12 protein-coding genes are annotated in these 14,707 nt (G+C 65.8%); 9 read left to right on the top strand and 3 right to left on the bottom strand.

Going from position 1 to position 14,707, the window contains the following annotated elements; translation table 11 throughout:
- Positions 1 to 35: 35 nt before the first annotated feature.
- From AB6806_RS04915 to AB6806_RS04900, 4 genes are all read left to right on the top strand, one after another.
- Positions 36 to 860 (top strand): IclR family transcriptional regulator, encoded by an 825-nt coding sequence (locus AB6806_RS04915; protein WP_370954210.1) that lies wholly within the window; start codon positions 36 to 38, stop codon positions 858 to 860.
- A 93-nt stretch (positions 861 to 953) separates the two neighbouring features.
- The gene (locus AB6806_RS04910) at positions 954 to 1,286 is read left to right on the top strand and encodes a (2Fe-2S)-binding protein (protein WP_142020804.1); all 333 of its coding nucleotides are present in this window, start codon (positions 954 to 956) and stop codon (positions 1,284 to 1,286) included.
- On the top strand, positions 1,279 to 2,643 hold the full coding sequence (locus AB6806_RS04905; protein WP_142020803.1) for an FAD/NAD(P)-dependent oxidoreductase: 1,365 nt from the start codon (positions 1,279 to 1,281) through the stop codon (positions 2,641 to 2,643). The genes AB6806_RS04910 and AB6806_RS04905 overlap by 8 nt, the downstream gene beginning before the upstream one ends.
- The gene (locus AB6806_RS04900; RefSeq protein ID WP_142020802.1) at positions 2,640 to 3,794 is read left to right on the top strand and encodes an NAD(P)/FAD-dependent oxidoreductase; all 1,155 of its coding nucleotides are present in this window, start codon (positions 2,640 to 2,642) and stop codon (positions 3,792 to 3,794) included. Before AB6806_RS04905 ends, AB6806_RS04900 begins: the two co-directional genes overlap by 4 nt.
- Positions 3,795 to 3,848: 54 nt before the next feature.
- Here the strand turns inward: AB6806_RS04900 and AB6806_RS04895 are convergent, their stop codons facing one another.
- The 3 genes from AB6806_RS04895 to AB6806_RS04885 are packed head-to-tail and all read right to left on the bottom strand — an operon-like array spanning position 3,849 to position 6,724.
- Positions 3,849 to 5,153 carry a TRAP transporter large permease gene (locus tag AB6806_RS04895; protein ID WP_142021066.1) on the bottom strand — a complete coding sequence of 435 codons (1,305 nt, stop codon included), beginning with the start codon at positions 5,151 to 5,153 and terminating at the stop codon, positions 3,849 to 3,851.
- Positions 5,154 to 5,162: 9 nt separating this feature from the next.
- Positions 5,163 to 5,684 carry a TRAP transporter small permease gene (locus AB6806_RS04890; protein ID WP_133564057.1) on the bottom strand — a complete coding sequence of 174 codons (522 nt, stop codon included), beginning with the start codon at positions 5,682 to 5,684 and terminating at the stop codon, positions 5,163 to 5,165.
- A 53-nt stretch (positions 5,685 to 5,737) separates the two neighbouring features.
- Positions 5,738 to 6,724, bottom strand: a complete 987-nt coding sequence (locus tag AB6806_RS04885) for a TRAP transporter substrate-binding protein (RefSeq protein ID WP_113253068.1) — start codon at positions 6,722 to 6,724, stop codon at positions 5,738 to 5,740.
- A gap of 203 nt (positions 6,725 to 6,927) precedes the next feature.
- On the opposite strand from AB6806_RS04885, the gene AB6806_RS04880 reads away from it, so the two are divergent.
- From AB6806_RS04880 to AB6806_RS04860, 5 genes are all read left to right on the top strand, one after another.
- The gene (locus tag AB6806_RS04880; RefSeq protein WP_142020801.1) at positions 6,928 to 7,845 is read left to right on the top strand and encodes a LysR family transcriptional regulator; all 918 of its coding nucleotides are present in this window, start codon (positions 6,928 to 6,930) and stop codon (positions 7,843 to 7,845) included.
- 129 nt (positions 7,846 to 7,974) lie between these two features.
- Positions 7,975 to 10,101: a hydantoinase/oxoprolinase family protein gene (locus tag AB6806_RS04875; RefSeq protein WP_370954209.1), complete on the top strand. Its 2,127-nt coding sequence runs from the start codon at positions 7,975 to 7,977 to the stop codon at positions 10,099 to 10,101.
- Positions 10,094 to 11,803, top strand: a complete 1,710-nt coding sequence (locus AB6806_RS04870; protein ID WP_191123538.1) for a hydantoinase B/oxoprolinase family protein — start codon at positions 10,094 to 10,096, stop codon at positions 11,801 to 11,803. Before AB6806_RS04875 ends, AB6806_RS04870 begins: the two co-directional genes overlap by 8 nt.
- A 109-nt stretch (positions 11,804 to 11,912) precedes the next feature.
- Complete coding sequence (locus tag AB6806_RS04865; protein ID WP_112762074.1) at positions 11,913 to 12,677, top strand: HpcH/HpaI aldolase family protein; 765 nt, start codon at positions 11,913 to 11,915, stop codon at positions 12,675 to 12,677.
- A gap of 1,235 nt (positions 12,678 to 13,912) precedes the next feature.
- Positions 13,913 to 14,701: an ABC transporter permease gene (locus AB6806_RS04860; protein WP_370954208.1), complete on the top strand. Its 789-nt coding sequence runs from the start codon at positions 13,913 to 13,915 to the stop codon at positions 14,699 to 14,701.
- Positions 14,702 to 14,707 lie beyond the last annotated feature (6 nt).

The following is a 14,707-nucleotide window of genomic DNA, read 5'->3' as shown; positions in this document are numbered from 1 at the left end:
CCACGGCCATTGATCGAGCGAGGAGAGCAGGTCCGATGACGATGCCCGAGACGCGACAGAACGGCCGCAAGAGCGCGGCACCGCCAGCCGACCGGCCGGGGCGCAAGGACGATGCGCTGATGGTCAATTCCGTCGAAAAGGCGTTCCGGGTGCTGTCCGCCTTCGGCCGCCAGCACCAGACGCTCAACCTGTCGCAGGTGGCGTCCGAGACCGGCATGGATGTCAGCGCTGCGCAGCGCTTCACCCACACCCTCACCAGGCTCGGCTATCTCCACAAGGATGCGCAGACCAAGCGCTTCGAGCTGACCGCGAAGACGCTCGATCTCGGCTACCATTTCGTGCGCAGCAGCCGCCTGCTCGACCGGGCGATGCCCTATCTGATGCATCTGAGCAAGGAGACCGAGGAGACGGTCAACCTGACGGTGCGGGACGGCACGGAGATCATCTTCGTCTCGCGCTTTCTCAGCCGGCATGTGCTGAACACCGACGTCATCATCGGCACGCGGATGCCCGCCTATTGCACGGCGCCGGGCATCGCGATGCTGTCGCGCCTGCCGGAGGAGGAGGCGATGGCAATCATCGACGCCTCGGACCTCAAGGCGCACACCCCCTCGACGACGTGGCAGCGTGACGCGCTGCGCGAGAAGCTGCGCCAGGCCGCGGCGCAAGGCTACGCCACGGCCTTCGAGGAGGTCTATATCGGCGACGCCTCGATCGCCGCGCCGATCGTCGACCATCACGGCCGGCCCGAGGCGGCCGTCAACATCGCCACGTCGACCTCGCGCTTCAGCCATGCCGAGGTGGTCCAGCGCTTTTCCTCGCTCGTCATCGCCACCGCGCACGCCATCTCGCGGGTCTGAGCCGCAAGTGCGCGGCTCGCTTGACAAGCCACGTCGCGCTTTATCAAATTACACGAATAGTTATCGTATAGAGATAAAACTCAGAGAGTGCGCATGGAGCCTCCGAAAGCCCAGTTCCGCCGCGTGGCTGTCCGTACCGGGCAACTGGCGACGCTCAGCTTCGATGGCGCACCCATTCGCGCGACAGCGGGCGACAGCGTTCTCGCTGCGCTCCTGGAAAACGGCGCCCTGCTCCGCCGCCTCGAATTCGGCGGCGAGCCGCGCGCCGGCTTCTGCCTGATGGGTGCCTGCCAGGATTGCTGGGTCTGGAGTGCGGAAGGCGGCCGGATCAGGGCCTGCACCACGCCCGTCGCCGACGGGATGGCGCTGTTCACCGAGCCGCAGCCTCCGATCGACAGCCAGCCCATGGACCGCAATCATGGCTGACATCGTCATCGTCGGCGCCGGCCCGGCCGGCATCGGCGCAGCCGAAGTGCTTTGCGCGGAGGATCTGAAGCCCGTCCTCATCGACGAGGGCGCGCGGGCCGGCGGCCAGGGCTATCGCCGGCCAGCGGAGAATCTCGCCCTCGACATGAACAGGTTGATGGGGTCGGAGGCGACGAAATACGCTTCGCTCCACCGGCGCTTCCAAGCCCTGCTGCCGCGCATCGACTATCGCCCCGGCACGCTGGTCTGGGCGATCGATGGCAACACGCTGCATCTGCTGCGCGACGGGCGGGCGGAGACGCTCGCCTTCGACAAGCTCCTGATCGCCACGGGGGCGATGGACCGCATCGCACCGCTGCCCGGCTGGACCCTGCCCGGCGTGTTCACGCTCGGCGGCGCGCAGGCCGTTCTGAAGGATCAGGGCTGCCTGATCGGGAACCGCGTCGCGTTTCTCGGCTCCTCGCCGCTATTGGCGCTGGCCGCCAAGCAATATCGCGACATGGGCGCCGAGATCGCGGTGATCGCCGATACGACGCCGTTCGCCGCCAAAGCGGCGGCAACGCCTGCGCTGCTGCGGGCGCCGCGCACGCTGTTCCGGGGGCTCTGGTATATGGGCGCCTCGCTGCGGGCTGGAACCGAGATGCTGCACGGGGTGACGCCCGTCGCGGTCGAAGGGAGCACCCATGTCGAGGCGCTGGTCCTGCGCGACGCCCGGGGCCGCGAGCGCCGCTTCGCATGCGACGCGGTGGCGCTCGGCTATGGGCTGAAGCCGGAGACGCAGCTTGCGGACCTCGCCGGGGCCGCCTTTGTCTATGACGCCGACTTCAGGCTGTTCCTGCCCAGGATCGACGGCATGGGCCGGGCGCGGCCGGGGCTCTATCTCGCCGGCGACGGTGTGCGGATCGGCGGCGCCGATGCCGCCGAGGCCAGCGGCGCGCTCGCCGCCCACGCGATCATCGCCGATCTCGGCCGGGCGCAGGACATCGAGGCTACGAGAGCACTGGCCCGGCAGGTCCAGCGCCTGCGCGGCTTCCAGCGCGGGCTGGCGCGCGCCTTCGCCTGGCCGAAGACGCAGATCGCCGCCTTGCCGGATGCGGTGATGCTGTGCCGTTGCGAGAACGTGACGGTCGGCGAAGTCCGCGCCGCGATGGCGAAGGAGCTCGGCCCGGTCGAGGTCAACCGGGTCAAGGCGATGACGCGCTGCGGAATGGGCCGTTGCCAGGGCCGCGTCTGCGGCCCCGCCTTGCAGGAGATCGTCGCGGCAAAGGCCGGGGGCGACGGCGCCGCCGCTGGGCGGTTGCGCGGCCAGGCCCCGGTCAAGCCGATCGCACTCGCGGCAGCCGGGGACGGCGCATGAGCGGCCGCACCACGGATGTCGCCATCGTCGGCGGCGGGCTGATCGGCGCCTGGACCGCCTTCTTCCTCGCCCGGCGCGGCCAGCGCGTCACCCTGATCGAGAAAGGCGTCGTCGGCGCGCAGTCGAGCGGCGTCAATTTCGGCAATCTGCGCCTTCAGGGGCGCTTTCCCGGCCAGTATCCGCTGTCGCTGCGGTCGCAGGCACTCTGGGAGGATTTCGACGCGCTGATCGGCGAGGATTGCGAGTTCGAGCAGACCGGGCACCTCTATCTCGCCTATGACGAAGAGGAGCACGCCAGGCTCGAAGGCTACGCCAAGGTTTCCGAATCCTACGGCCTCGCCATCGAGCGCGTCGGCCCCGCCGATCTCGGGCGGCGCTGGCCCTGGCTCGGCGAGCGGGCCGTCGCCGCGACCTTCTCGGCCCGCGACGCCACCGCCAATCCGCGCCTCGTCACGCCCGCCGTGGCCCGCGCCGCCGCGCGGCTCGGCGTCGATATCCGCGAGAACACGCGCGTCGCCGCGGTCGATCGTTCGGGAGACGGCTTCACGCTGACCCTGGCGGATGGAGTCACACTGAGCTGCGGCACGCTCGTCAACAGCGCCGGCGCCTGGGCGCTGGAGATCGCCGAGCGCTTCGGCGAGACGGCTCCGGTCTTCCCCGCCGGCCCGCCGCAATTCGTGACCGAGCCGTTTCCCTACCTGATCGGCCCGTCCGTGCAGGCCATCGACGGCTCGGTGATCTTCCGCCAGATCCCGCGCGGCAACATCATCCTCGCCGGCTATCCGCGCACGGCGGCCGATGCGCAGGCCAACCGCGCGCCGGTCCCCCCTCTGAAGACCCTGGCGGCGATGAAGGCGCTCGCGCGCGTCGCGCCGATGCTGGCGCAGTGCCATGTCATCCGCGTCTGGTCCGGCATCGAGGCCTATCTGCCCGACATGATCCCGGTCATCGGCCCGAGCGAGACGACGCCCGGGCTCTTCCACGCCTTCGGCTTCTGCGGCCACGGCTTCCAGATCGGGCCCGGCGTGGGCCTATGCCTCAGCGAGATGATCCTCGACGGGGCGACGCCGACACCGCTGGAGCCGTTCGCGATCGGGCGTTTTCGTTCGGCCACGACCGTGAGCGAGAAGTTCCGCAAGGAATTCGATTGAAGGCGCCCAGCGCCGACCGATCCGGCCGGCGCTGGAAGCGGACAGGTCTTGCCCCTACCCCGTCATCATCTTCGGCAGCGCCGTGACGATCTGCGGGAACAGCGTGATCAGCACCAGCAGCAGCATCAGCACGAAGAAATAGGGGATCGCCGCCTTCGTGACCGTCAGGATGTCCTTTCCGGTGATGCTCTGCAGCACAAAGAGGTTGAAGCCCACCGGCGGGGTGATCTGCGCCGCCTCGATCAGAATCACCACGAAGATGCCGAACCAGAGCAGGTCGATGCCGGCCGCCTGCACCATCGGCAGCATCACGGACGAGGTCAGCACGATGATCGAGATGCCTTCGAGGAAGCAGCCGAGGATCAGCATGAAGATCGCGAGCACCGCCAGCAGCGCATAGGGCGACAGATGCATGGCATCGACCCAGCCCGCCAGCGAGCGGGGAATATCGACGAAGGCGACGGCGATGGTCAGGCAGGCGGCGCAGGCGATGATGAAGGAGATCATGCAGGAGGTCCGCATGGCCGCCATCAGCCCGTCCATGAAGCTCGCGCGCGTCAGACCGCCGCCGACCGCCGCCAGGATCAGCGCCCCGATCACGCCGATGGTCGCGGCCTCGGTCGGCGTGGCGATACCGCCATAGATCGAGCCAACGACCGAGCCGATCAGCAGCGCCACGGGGATCAGCCGGCGCGAGCGGTAGACCTTCTCCAGGAACGGCACCGCCGGCTCGGCCGGCGGCATCTTCTCAGGGTTGAGCAGGCTCCAGATCGCCGTATAGCCCATGAACAGCGCCATCAGCAGGATGCCGGGCAGGACTCCCGCAATGAACAGCCGCGCGATCGAGACCTCCGCCGTCACGCCATAGACGATCATGATGATCGAAGGCGGGATCAGCAGGCCGAGCGTGCCGGAGCCGGCGAGCGTGCCGATGGTCATGTTGAGCGGGTAGTTCCGCTTCTCCAGCTCGGGCACGCTGATGCGGCCGATCGTGGCGCAGGTCACCGCCGAGGAGCCGGCGACCGCCGCCATGATGCCGCAGCCGAGCACGTTGACATGGAGCAGCCGGCCCGGCAGCCGCGACACCCAGGGCGCCAGCCCCTGGAACATGTCGGCCGACAATTTCGAGCGGAACAGAATCTCGCCCATCCAGATGAAGAGCGGCAGCGAGGTCAGCGCCCAGCCCCAGCTCGAATCCCAGAGCGTCGAGGCGATGAGCGAGCCCATCGGCGCGGTGGTGAAGAGCCCCATCATCACCATGCCGACGGTGAGGAGCGAGAGCGCCACCCAGACGCCGCTGGCGAGCAGCAGGAGCAGGGTCCCGGCGAGGACCAGCGAGGCGAGAACGATCGTATCCATCATTGGCCCCTATGCCACCGGCCGGTCGAGCTCGACCTCATCGGGCGTCTCGTAACGATGCTCGCCGCCGCCGATGAGCCAGAAGAGTTCGTCGATGAAGGCAATCGCGAGCGCCGTCACGCCCACCGCAACGCCGGCCTGCGGAATCCAGAAGGGCATGGCGAGCAGGCCCGGGCTGACGTCGTTGAATTCGCGCGATTGCAGCGCCAGCGACGCGACATGCCAGGCGAGGAACGACACCACCACCGCGCCGAGCAGGCAGTTGAAAAGCTCGACGCCGCGTCGCCAGCGCTTGGGGAGCCGGTCGACGATCAGGTTGATGCGCACATGCGCGCCGCGCCGGAAGGTATGGGCGAGGCCGAAGAAGGTCGACGCCGCCAGGCACAGGCCCGCAGCCTCGGTGGCGTCGAGCGTGACGCCACGCATGCGACCGACGATCTGCGTGACGATGGCCAGCCCGATGCCGACCAGGAAGGCCGCGGCGAGATAGCCGCATGCCTCATAGAATTTCTCCAGAACTCCACGTATCACCGGTCACTCCGCTGGCCATGGTTCATGTGAAAGGGCGGCGTGCGGAAGGCCGGTTAGTTGAGGCTCTTCTGGTAGGTCTCGTAGACGGCCTTTTCCTCGGCGCTGGCCGTGGCCAGCCAGTCGGCCACCATGCCCTTGCCCGCGGCCTCGATGGCGTCGAGAACGTCCTTCGGCGACTGGGCGATCGTCACGCCGTGGTTCTTGAGCACGGCCTCACGCTCCTCGCCCGCCTTCCTGGAAAGCTCCCAGCCACGCTTCGTCGCGGCCTCGCCGGCTTCCAGCACCACCTTCTGCGTCGCCGGGTCGAGCTGGCGGAAGGCGCGCTCATTGACGAGGATCGCGTTCTTGTTGTGCATCGTGCCGGTATAGGTGAAGTGCTTGACGTAATCCCAGATCTGCACGTCGGTTCCGGTCTGCGCGCTGGTCCAGAGCGACTGGATCATGCCGGTCGAGAAGGCCTGCGGCACCTCGGCGAAGGGCAGGATCAGCGCCTCCATCCCGAGCTTCTCGCCCATGATCTGGGTCTGCTTGGAATAGATGCGCAGCTTCTGGCCCTTGAGGTCGGCAAGCCCCGTCAGCGGCGCCTTCGTGTAGAAGCCCTGGCCCGGCCAGGCGACGTAGCTGATGGCGCGCATGCCGGCCTTCTTGAACATGGCGTCGAAGAACGGCGCCTGAGCCTCAGTCAGCTTGGTCGCCTGCTCGTAATTGCTCGCGACGCCGGGAATGTTGTCGAGATTGTACATCGCGCCTTCGTTGCCATAGACGCCGAGGCGGATCTCGCCGATCTGGATCTGGCCGGACTGGACGGAGCGCTTGACCGCATCGAGTTTGATCAGGCTGTCGTTGGAGCGCAGGTCGATCTTGAGCTTGCCGCCGCTCTTCTCCTCGATCTCCTTGATCATCTGCCGGATGTTCTGGGTGAAGAAGCTGCTCTCCGGATAGCCCGAGGCCATGGTCCAGTTGGTCTGGGCAGCGGCAGGAGCGGCGAGCCCGATGCTCAGGGCAAGGGCGGCGGAGGCGATCAAAGCTCTACGGTTCATGGTTCCCCTCGTTCTTGTCGCGCTGCGGAGAGACCGTGCGCGTTTAGGAGCCGGAGCCGTGCCGAAGCCCGATCGACGGCCAAGGGTCAGTCCATCGCGTTATCGCGATAGCATCCAATTGAATTTATCTGTTGTTGCGATAGATTTTGTTTATCGGCCCGCAAAGCGGCCCAAAAATTGCTTGTCTGAGGGTGCGGGAGCCGATGCCGAACTGGACGCTGAAGCAGCTCGAAAGCTTCGTCTGGGTCGCGAAGCTCGGCAGCTTCCGGGCGACGGCGGAGCGCCTGAATACGACGCAGCCGAATATCTCGGTGCGCATCTCCCAGCTCGAATCCGTCCTCGGCGTGCGGTTGTTCCACCGCGACTCCGGCTCGGTCGCGCTGACACCGATCGGGCATTCGCTGCTGGGGCAGGCCGAGCGGGTGCTGCAAGCGTCCGAGGAATTCTCGCAGCAATCGATCCGCTCGGACCAGCAGGTCGGCGTCCTCAGGCTCGGCGTCGCCGAGCTCATCGCCCAGACCTGGCTGCGCGACTATCTGCTCGACCTGCGACAGGTCTTCCCCAATGTCGATGTCGAACTCAGGGTCGATCTGACGATCAACCTGCGCGAGGAGCTGGTTTCGCGGTCGCTCGACCTATGCCTGCTGAACGGCCCGATCTCCAACTTCAACATCAGCAATGTCGATCTCGGTTCCGTGCCCTATCTCTGGGTGGCCTCGCCTCGGCTTGGGCTCACCGATTCCGACCTTGCGACGATGGCCTCGCATACGATCCTGACCCATGCGCGCAATACGCGCCATTTCGTCGAGCTCTCGGCGCATTTCCGCGACAACTGGGAGAGGCCGGTTCGGATCGTGCCGTCGAGCAGCCTCGCCGCCAGCCTGCAGATGACTCTCGACGGGCTGGGCATCGCACCGATGTCGCGGACGCTGGTGGAAAAGTACCTGGACGCCGGAGAGCTCGTTGAATTCCCCTATGAATGGAAGCCCAGCCCTCTGATTTTCACGGCATCCTACGCCCACACGCCGGCCAGCTTCCTGCTCAAGCGGGCGGCCGAACTGGCGGGGGAGCGGGCCGCGCAACAGCATCGCGGCAACATCGTCGAGCCGATGACACAATAGCCCGGCGGCAGCGTGCAGAAGCGTTGTGTCGATAAACATTCTATATCGAATAGTATTGAAAATAATAATTCGACGACATCGACGCCGCGTTCCATCCTCCGCCTCTCGAACAACGGAGGCGCGTAAGCCATGTCCATTCTCGGGGCCCGCCTGGGCGTCGATATCGGGGGAACCTTTACGGATGTCGTGCTTGAGCAGGGCGGACAACGGTTCTCGACCAAGGTTCTGACGACCTATGCCGCGCCCGAGGATGCGATCATCGAGGGCATGCACCGGGTCTGCGCCAAGGCCGGCATCGCAGCCTCCGCCATCGGGCAGATCATCCATGGCACGACGCTGGCGACCAATGCGCTGATCGAGCGGCGCGGCGCCAAGACCGCGCTCATCACGACCGAGGGTTTTCGCGACGTCATCGAGATGCGGACCGAGAGCCGCTTCGAGCAATACGACCTCAACCTGACGCTGCCGGAACCGCTGCTGCCCCGCAACCGCCGCTACACGGTCAAGGAGCGCATGGATGCGCGCGGCAAGGTCCTGATCCCGCTCGATCGCGCCGCCGTCGAAACCCTGGTCGATGAACTGCGCGAGGCCGGTTACGAGAGCGTCGCGGTCGGCCTGCTGCATTCCTATGTCAACGACGCGCATGAACGCCTGATCCAGGAGGTTCTGGCCGAACGCCTGCCGGGCGCGATGGTCTCGCTCTCCTCGGAAGTCTCGCCGCAGATGCGGGAATACGAGCGCTTCAACACGACGATCGCCAACGCCTATATCAAGCCGCTGATGAAGAGCTATCTCGTCCGGCTGAAGGGAAGGCTCGCGGCCGAGGGCGCCTCCTGCCCGATCTTCCTGATGCATTCGGGCGGCGGCATCATCTCGCTGGAAAGCGCCTCGGAATTCCCCGTTCGCCTCGTCGAATCCGGCCCGGCGGGCGGCGCCGTCTTCGCTGCGGATATCGCCGCGCGGCACGGTCTGAAGAAGGTGCTCTCCTTCGACATGGGCGGCACCACCGCGAAGATCTGCCTGATCAAGAACTACACGCCCAAGACCGCGCGCGTCTTCGAGGTCGCCCGGACCTATCGCTTCAAGAAGGGCTCGGGCATGCCGATCTCGATTCCCGTGATCGACATGGTCGAGATCGGGGCCGGCGGCGGCAGCCTCGCCCATGTCGACTCGATGAACCAGATCCGCGTCGGGCCGGAAAGCGCGGGCTCGGAGCCCGGCCCCGCCTGCTACGGCCGCGGCGGAAAGCGCCCGGCCGTGACCGATGCCGACGTCATCCTCGGCAAGATCGACCCGGACAATTTCGCGGCCGGCACGATCCCGCTCTTCGCTGACCAGTCGGCTGCCGCGCTGACGAGCGAGATCGGCGGCAGGCTCGGCATGGACGCCTTGGAAAGCGCCTGGGGCGTGGCCGAGGTCGTCGACGAGAACATGGCCAATGCCGCCCGTGTCCATGCCGTCGAGAACGGCGAGGACCTCTCGGAATACACGATGATCGCCTTCGGCGGCGCCGCGCCCCTCCATGCCGGCCGCCTCTGCGAGAAGCTCGGCATCGCCCGCTGCCTCGTGCCGCCCGGTGCCGGCGTCGGCTCGGCCATCGGCTTCCTGCGGGCACCGTTCAGCTTCGAGGCCAACCGCACCCTGTTCATGCGGCTCGCCCAGTTCGACACGAGCCGCGTCACGAAGCTCTTCGACGAGATGGAGGAAGAGGCGACGCGGGTGGTGCGCTCCTGCGGCTGGTCGGGCGCGATCGAGGCCGAATACAAGATCTACATGCGCTATGCCGGCCAGGGCTGGGAAATTCCGGTCACGCTGACGCCGGAGGAAGCCCGCGCCGCCGATCCCGCCGTCATCCTCAAGCGCTTCGAGCACGAATACGCCAATCTCTTCGGCCGCACCGTGAAGGGCCTCGCCGCCGAGATCACCGTCTGGTCGGTCAATGCCCATACGCCGCAGGAAGCGGTTACCCCGGTTGCGGCGGTCTCTCAGATGCGCGACGCGCCGGCCGAAGGTAGCCGCTCCGTCTTCGATGCCGGGCTCGGCCGCCGGGTGGAAGCGCAAGCCCATAGCCGCGACGCCCTGCCGGCCGGCAGCCGGATCGCAGGCCCCGGCATCGTCACCGAGGACGAGACCACCATCGTCCTGCCCTCGAGCCGCTTCGCCGTCACGCTGAACGACGGCTGCATCGACATCCGCCTCACCGAAGCCGCACCCGCCGCTGCCGTCGCCGCGCGGAAGGAGCCCGCCCATGTCTGAGATCTCCAAGGTCGCCTATCAGGTCATGTGGAATCGCCTGATCTCGGTCGTCGAGGAGCAGGCGCAAGCGCTGATCCGCACCTCCTTCTCGACCTCGGTGCGCGAGGCCGGCGATCTTTCGGCCGGCGTCTATAACGAGAAGGGCGAGATGCTGGCGCAGGCAGTGACCGGCACGCCCGGCCACGTCAACGCCATGGCCGATGCCGTCGCCCATTTCATCCGCCGGATCGGGCGCGAGAACATCGCCGAGGGCGACGTCTACATCACCAACAATCCCTGGGAGGGCACCGGCCATCTGCACGACATCACCGTCGTCAGCCCCTCCTTCCACAAGGGCCGCCATGTCGGCTTCTTCGCCTGCACGGCGCATATCGTCGACATCGGCGGGCGCGGCTTCGGTGCCGACGCCAACTCGGTCTACGAAGAGGGATTGCACATCCCGATCATGAAGTTCGTCGACCGCGGCACGGTCAACGAGACACTGGTCACGATCATCCGCGGCAATGTCCGCGAGCCCGACCAGCTCGTCGGCGACATCTACGCGCTTGCGACCTGCAACGAGATCGGCCATCGCCGGCTGGTCGACATGATGGTCGAGTTCAAGCTCGCCGACCTCGCCGGCATCTCCGATTTCATCCTCACGAATTCCCGCCAGGCGACGCTCGACAAGATCGCCGCCCTGCCCCGCGGTGAAGCGGAAGGTCATATGCGGATCGACGGCTATAGCCGGCCGATCGACCTCAAGGTGAAGATCTCGATCGAGCCGGACGGCGTGCTCTGCGACTGGGCCGGCACCTCCGGCGTCGACAAGAACGGCATCAACGTGCCGCTGGTCTATACGAAGGCCTATACCTGCTATGCGCTGAAATGCGCGATCGCGCCGGAAATCCCGAACAACGCGGCCTCGCTGGAGCCCTTCCGCATCACGGCGCCCGAGCATACCATCGTCAACGCGGTCTGGCCGGCGCCGGTGGCCCTGCGCCACATCATCGGCCACATGGTGCCGGACACGATCTACGACGCGCTCGACAAGCTGCTGCCCGGCCTGGTGCCCGCTGAGGGCGCCGGCAGCCTCTGCAACTTCCAGGTCTCGCTGCGGCCACGCAGCGACGGACCCTGGCCAGCCGATCCCGTGCGCGCCGAGGTTCTGACCTTCAACTCCGGCGGCTCGGGCGCACGGCCGGCGCTCGACGGCATGAATGCGACCGCCTTCCCCTCCGGCGTGATGACGATGCCGGTCGAGGCGACCGAGCAGGTCGGCCCAGTCATCGTCTGGCGCAAGGAGCTTCGGCCCGATTCCGGCGGCAAGGGCCAGCATCGCGGCGGGCTCGGCCAGCATATGGAGGTCGGCGCCTGGGAAGGCTACGAATTCGACATCCAGGCGATGTTCGATCGCGTCCATCACCCCGCCCGTGGCCGCCGCGGCGGCGGCGGCGGCGCGCCGACGACGATCGCGCTCGACGACGGCACCGCGATGAAGGGCAAGGGCAAGCAGTTCGTGCCGCATGGCCGCAAGGTCGTCATGGCCTTCCCGGGCGGTGCCGGCTACGGCGCGCCTGCAGAGCGGGGGCAAGCCAGCATCGAGCGTGACCTGGCGCTGGGCTACATCTCGGCCGATGCCGCCCGCGTCGATTATGGCCTGACCGAGAGCCGCGCGGCGGATGTCCTTGCGACATCGCGCCGAGGTGAGCTGCCTCGCTAGAGCATGCGCGATCCGATCAGGTTGGTTCAGCCTGATCGGACCCGGCTTCAGGCCCGCTCGGGGAACGCTCCGGCGGGATGGTCTCCACCTTCTTCATGAAAGCCGAGCGATGAAACTGCCTTCCAACAGATTCCTGGCGTCGATCCGCAGCGGGCAGCCGCAGATCGGGCTTTGGCTCAGCCTTGCCAGCGGGTACGCGACCGAGGCCGTCGCAGGCGCCGGCTTCGACTGGCTCCTGATCGATACCGAGCATTCGCCCAACGACCTGAGCTCCGTCCTGACCCAGCTTCAGGTTCTCGCCGCTCATCCGGTGACCCCGATCGTGCGCCCGGACTGGAACGACCCGGTCCTCGTCAAGCGACTGCTCGATATCGGGGCGCCCGGCCTGCTCTTCCCGATGGTCCAGTCGCCCGAGGAGGCTGCGCGAGCCGTCGCAGCAACGCGCTACCCGCCGCACGGCATCCGCGGCGTCAGCGGCTGCACCCGCGCCAATGGCTTCGCGCGCATGAGCGACTATTTCAGCCGGATCGAGGAAGAAACGGCCGTGCTCGTCCAGGTCGAGACACGGGCGGCGATCGCGCAGGTGCTGGAGATCGGGCGCGTCGAGGGCGTCGACGGCGTCTTCTTCGGGCCCGCCGACATCGCCGCCGATATCGGCCTGCTGGGGAAGCCGAGCGATCCGGCGGTCTGGGATGTCATCCGCCCGGCCGCGCGGAAACTGATCGAGGCCGGCATCCCGGTCGGCACCCTCGTATTCGATCCCGCCTTCGCGAGGAGCCTCGTCGCCGAGGGCTTCTCCTTCGTCGCCTGCGGATCGGACGCCGTGCTCCTGGCCCGTGGTGCCGACAGCCTTTCAAGGACGATGAGAGGCTGAGCTCCAGCTCGCCTCGCCTTCTCACATGACCTTGCCACGGCGAGGTCGTCGCCTGATGGCGCCAGTCGGATCGCCGGCCTTATCGGGCCGGCACCGTCGGTCGAGATCGCCAATTTTTGGAGCTTGCTCCATTCGAGCGTGCTCCAACATGGCGTCCGGATCGAGATCGGAACGACCGGGCGGCGGCGCTCGAGATCGGCAAGCCCGCGCGCCGACGCGATGAGCCCTCCTCCGCGCAAGCCGACGATTCTCACTTCTTGGGCTCGGATGGGCGGCGGTCGGACGACCAGACGAGCTTCAAAGTCGGCGTTTTGCTCTCTGTGGTCGGTTTGGTGAGGCGGCGCCTCTTGCGGGCCAGAGCCAAGCGCGAAATGAAACGAAGATGATTCCGTGGATCCTGCATCATGTGCCCCGGGTGATCTGGTTTGTTTCGATTTGGCCGGCACAGGCGTAGCGAGACAACAAACCGCAAGATCGAGGCCAGCACCTCATTCGATCGATGGAGGCAAGCGGGAAGCCGGATTCAACAGAGTCATTGCCCGATCGACACCGCCGTGATCCGCGACGTCGATACCTATCGACCAGCGGACCGGGCGACGCTCGGACAGAATAAATCGAAGCGAGGAGGGTAAGGGCCACGCGCAAGACGATGCGACAAGCGGCAGGGTTCCCGAGTTAAACCCTTGATTTAAATGGCACGGGCGACGGGGCTCGAACCCGCGACCTCCGGCGTGACAGGCCGGAAATATCTGAGCCTTTTCAATGATACGTTACAAGATTCTAAGTCTGAAAGGGCCGGAAGAAGGCGTAATTTGTAACGCCGGGCGGTTTCGACGCACCCGCAGAATTAGGTACCTGATGCAGCTGCTGGACGACCTCTTCCGCGACGCAGCTTTGCCCGTCAGCGATATCCTCCCCTGCCTTCGGTCAATCGGCCAATATCCGGCCCCGCGTTGCAAGCGGATCGTCGCACCGCCGCCACAGAACGGGCATGGTCAACTTATTCGGCGGCAGCTGCGGTGCTTGGGCTCAGGACTCAAGCCGGGCCATCTGCTCATCCGTCAGCCAGCAAAGGGCGCTCATGCCCAGTCTCCCCAAGGAGCCTGAATCACATCACGCCTTTCACATCAATAGATCCTGAGGCTAACTCAATCTTGCCATTCTCACGAGGTCCATGCATTGGGGTGGCTCGAACAGAAGGCTCTGCGCTGGCAGGGCTCCGGGAAAGTGCTGGTATGAGTTTGATCGCGACGGGCGCAACCGACGTGCTCAGCGGCTTTGGCCGTTGGCGCATGTGGTGGATGCTGGCCAAGAACGACGTCGTCCGCCGCTACAGGCGCTCGCGACTCGGCCAGCTATGGTTGACGCTCAGCATGGCGGTGATGATCTTTGGTATGGGCGGGATCTATGCATCGCTGTTCGGTACCTCTTTCGCCGATTACATTCCGCATCTGGGAACGGGTCTTGTATTATGGGGCCTTATATCCTCGACTATCAACGAAAGCTGCTTGAGTTTCACTGAAAACGAAAGCATCATTCGTCAAATTGCGTTGCCTCGTTTTACCTATTTGCTGCGCACAATTGTGCGCAACATCATTGTTTTCGCTCACAATCTGATCATTCTTCCAGTAGTTTATCTAGCTGCGGGAACGCCGCTCAGCTGGCATATTATTCTCTTTATACCAGGACTGGCGATTGTTTTGGCCAATCTCTCCTGGATTGGATATATACTGGCCATCTTATCGACCCGATTTCGCGATATACCACAGATCGTCCAGAGTATCGTTCAAGTCGCGTTCTTCATATCGCCGGTCGTGTTCAAGCCGTCGCAATTGCGGGTTGATCACCCCATCCTCATCTTCAATCCTTTTGCCAGCATGCTCGACGTGATGCGCGAGCCCTTGCTCGGCCAACTGCCGAGCGCAACCTCCTATCTGATCCTGCTGGGGCTTTTGGTGTTCGGATGGCTGCTTGGCCTCGCGTTCGCGGGCAAATACTCGCACCGCGTCGTCTACTGGCTCTGAGGACAT

Origin of the sequence: Allobosea sp. RCC_152_1 (assembly GCF_041360765.1) — a bacterium.
Classification (GTDB): Bacteria; Pseudomonadota; Alphaproteobacteria; order Rhizobiales; family Beijerinckiaceae; genus Allobosea; species Allobosea spartocytisi.
This window is presented reverse-complemented; position numbering and strand designations above follow the sequence as displayed.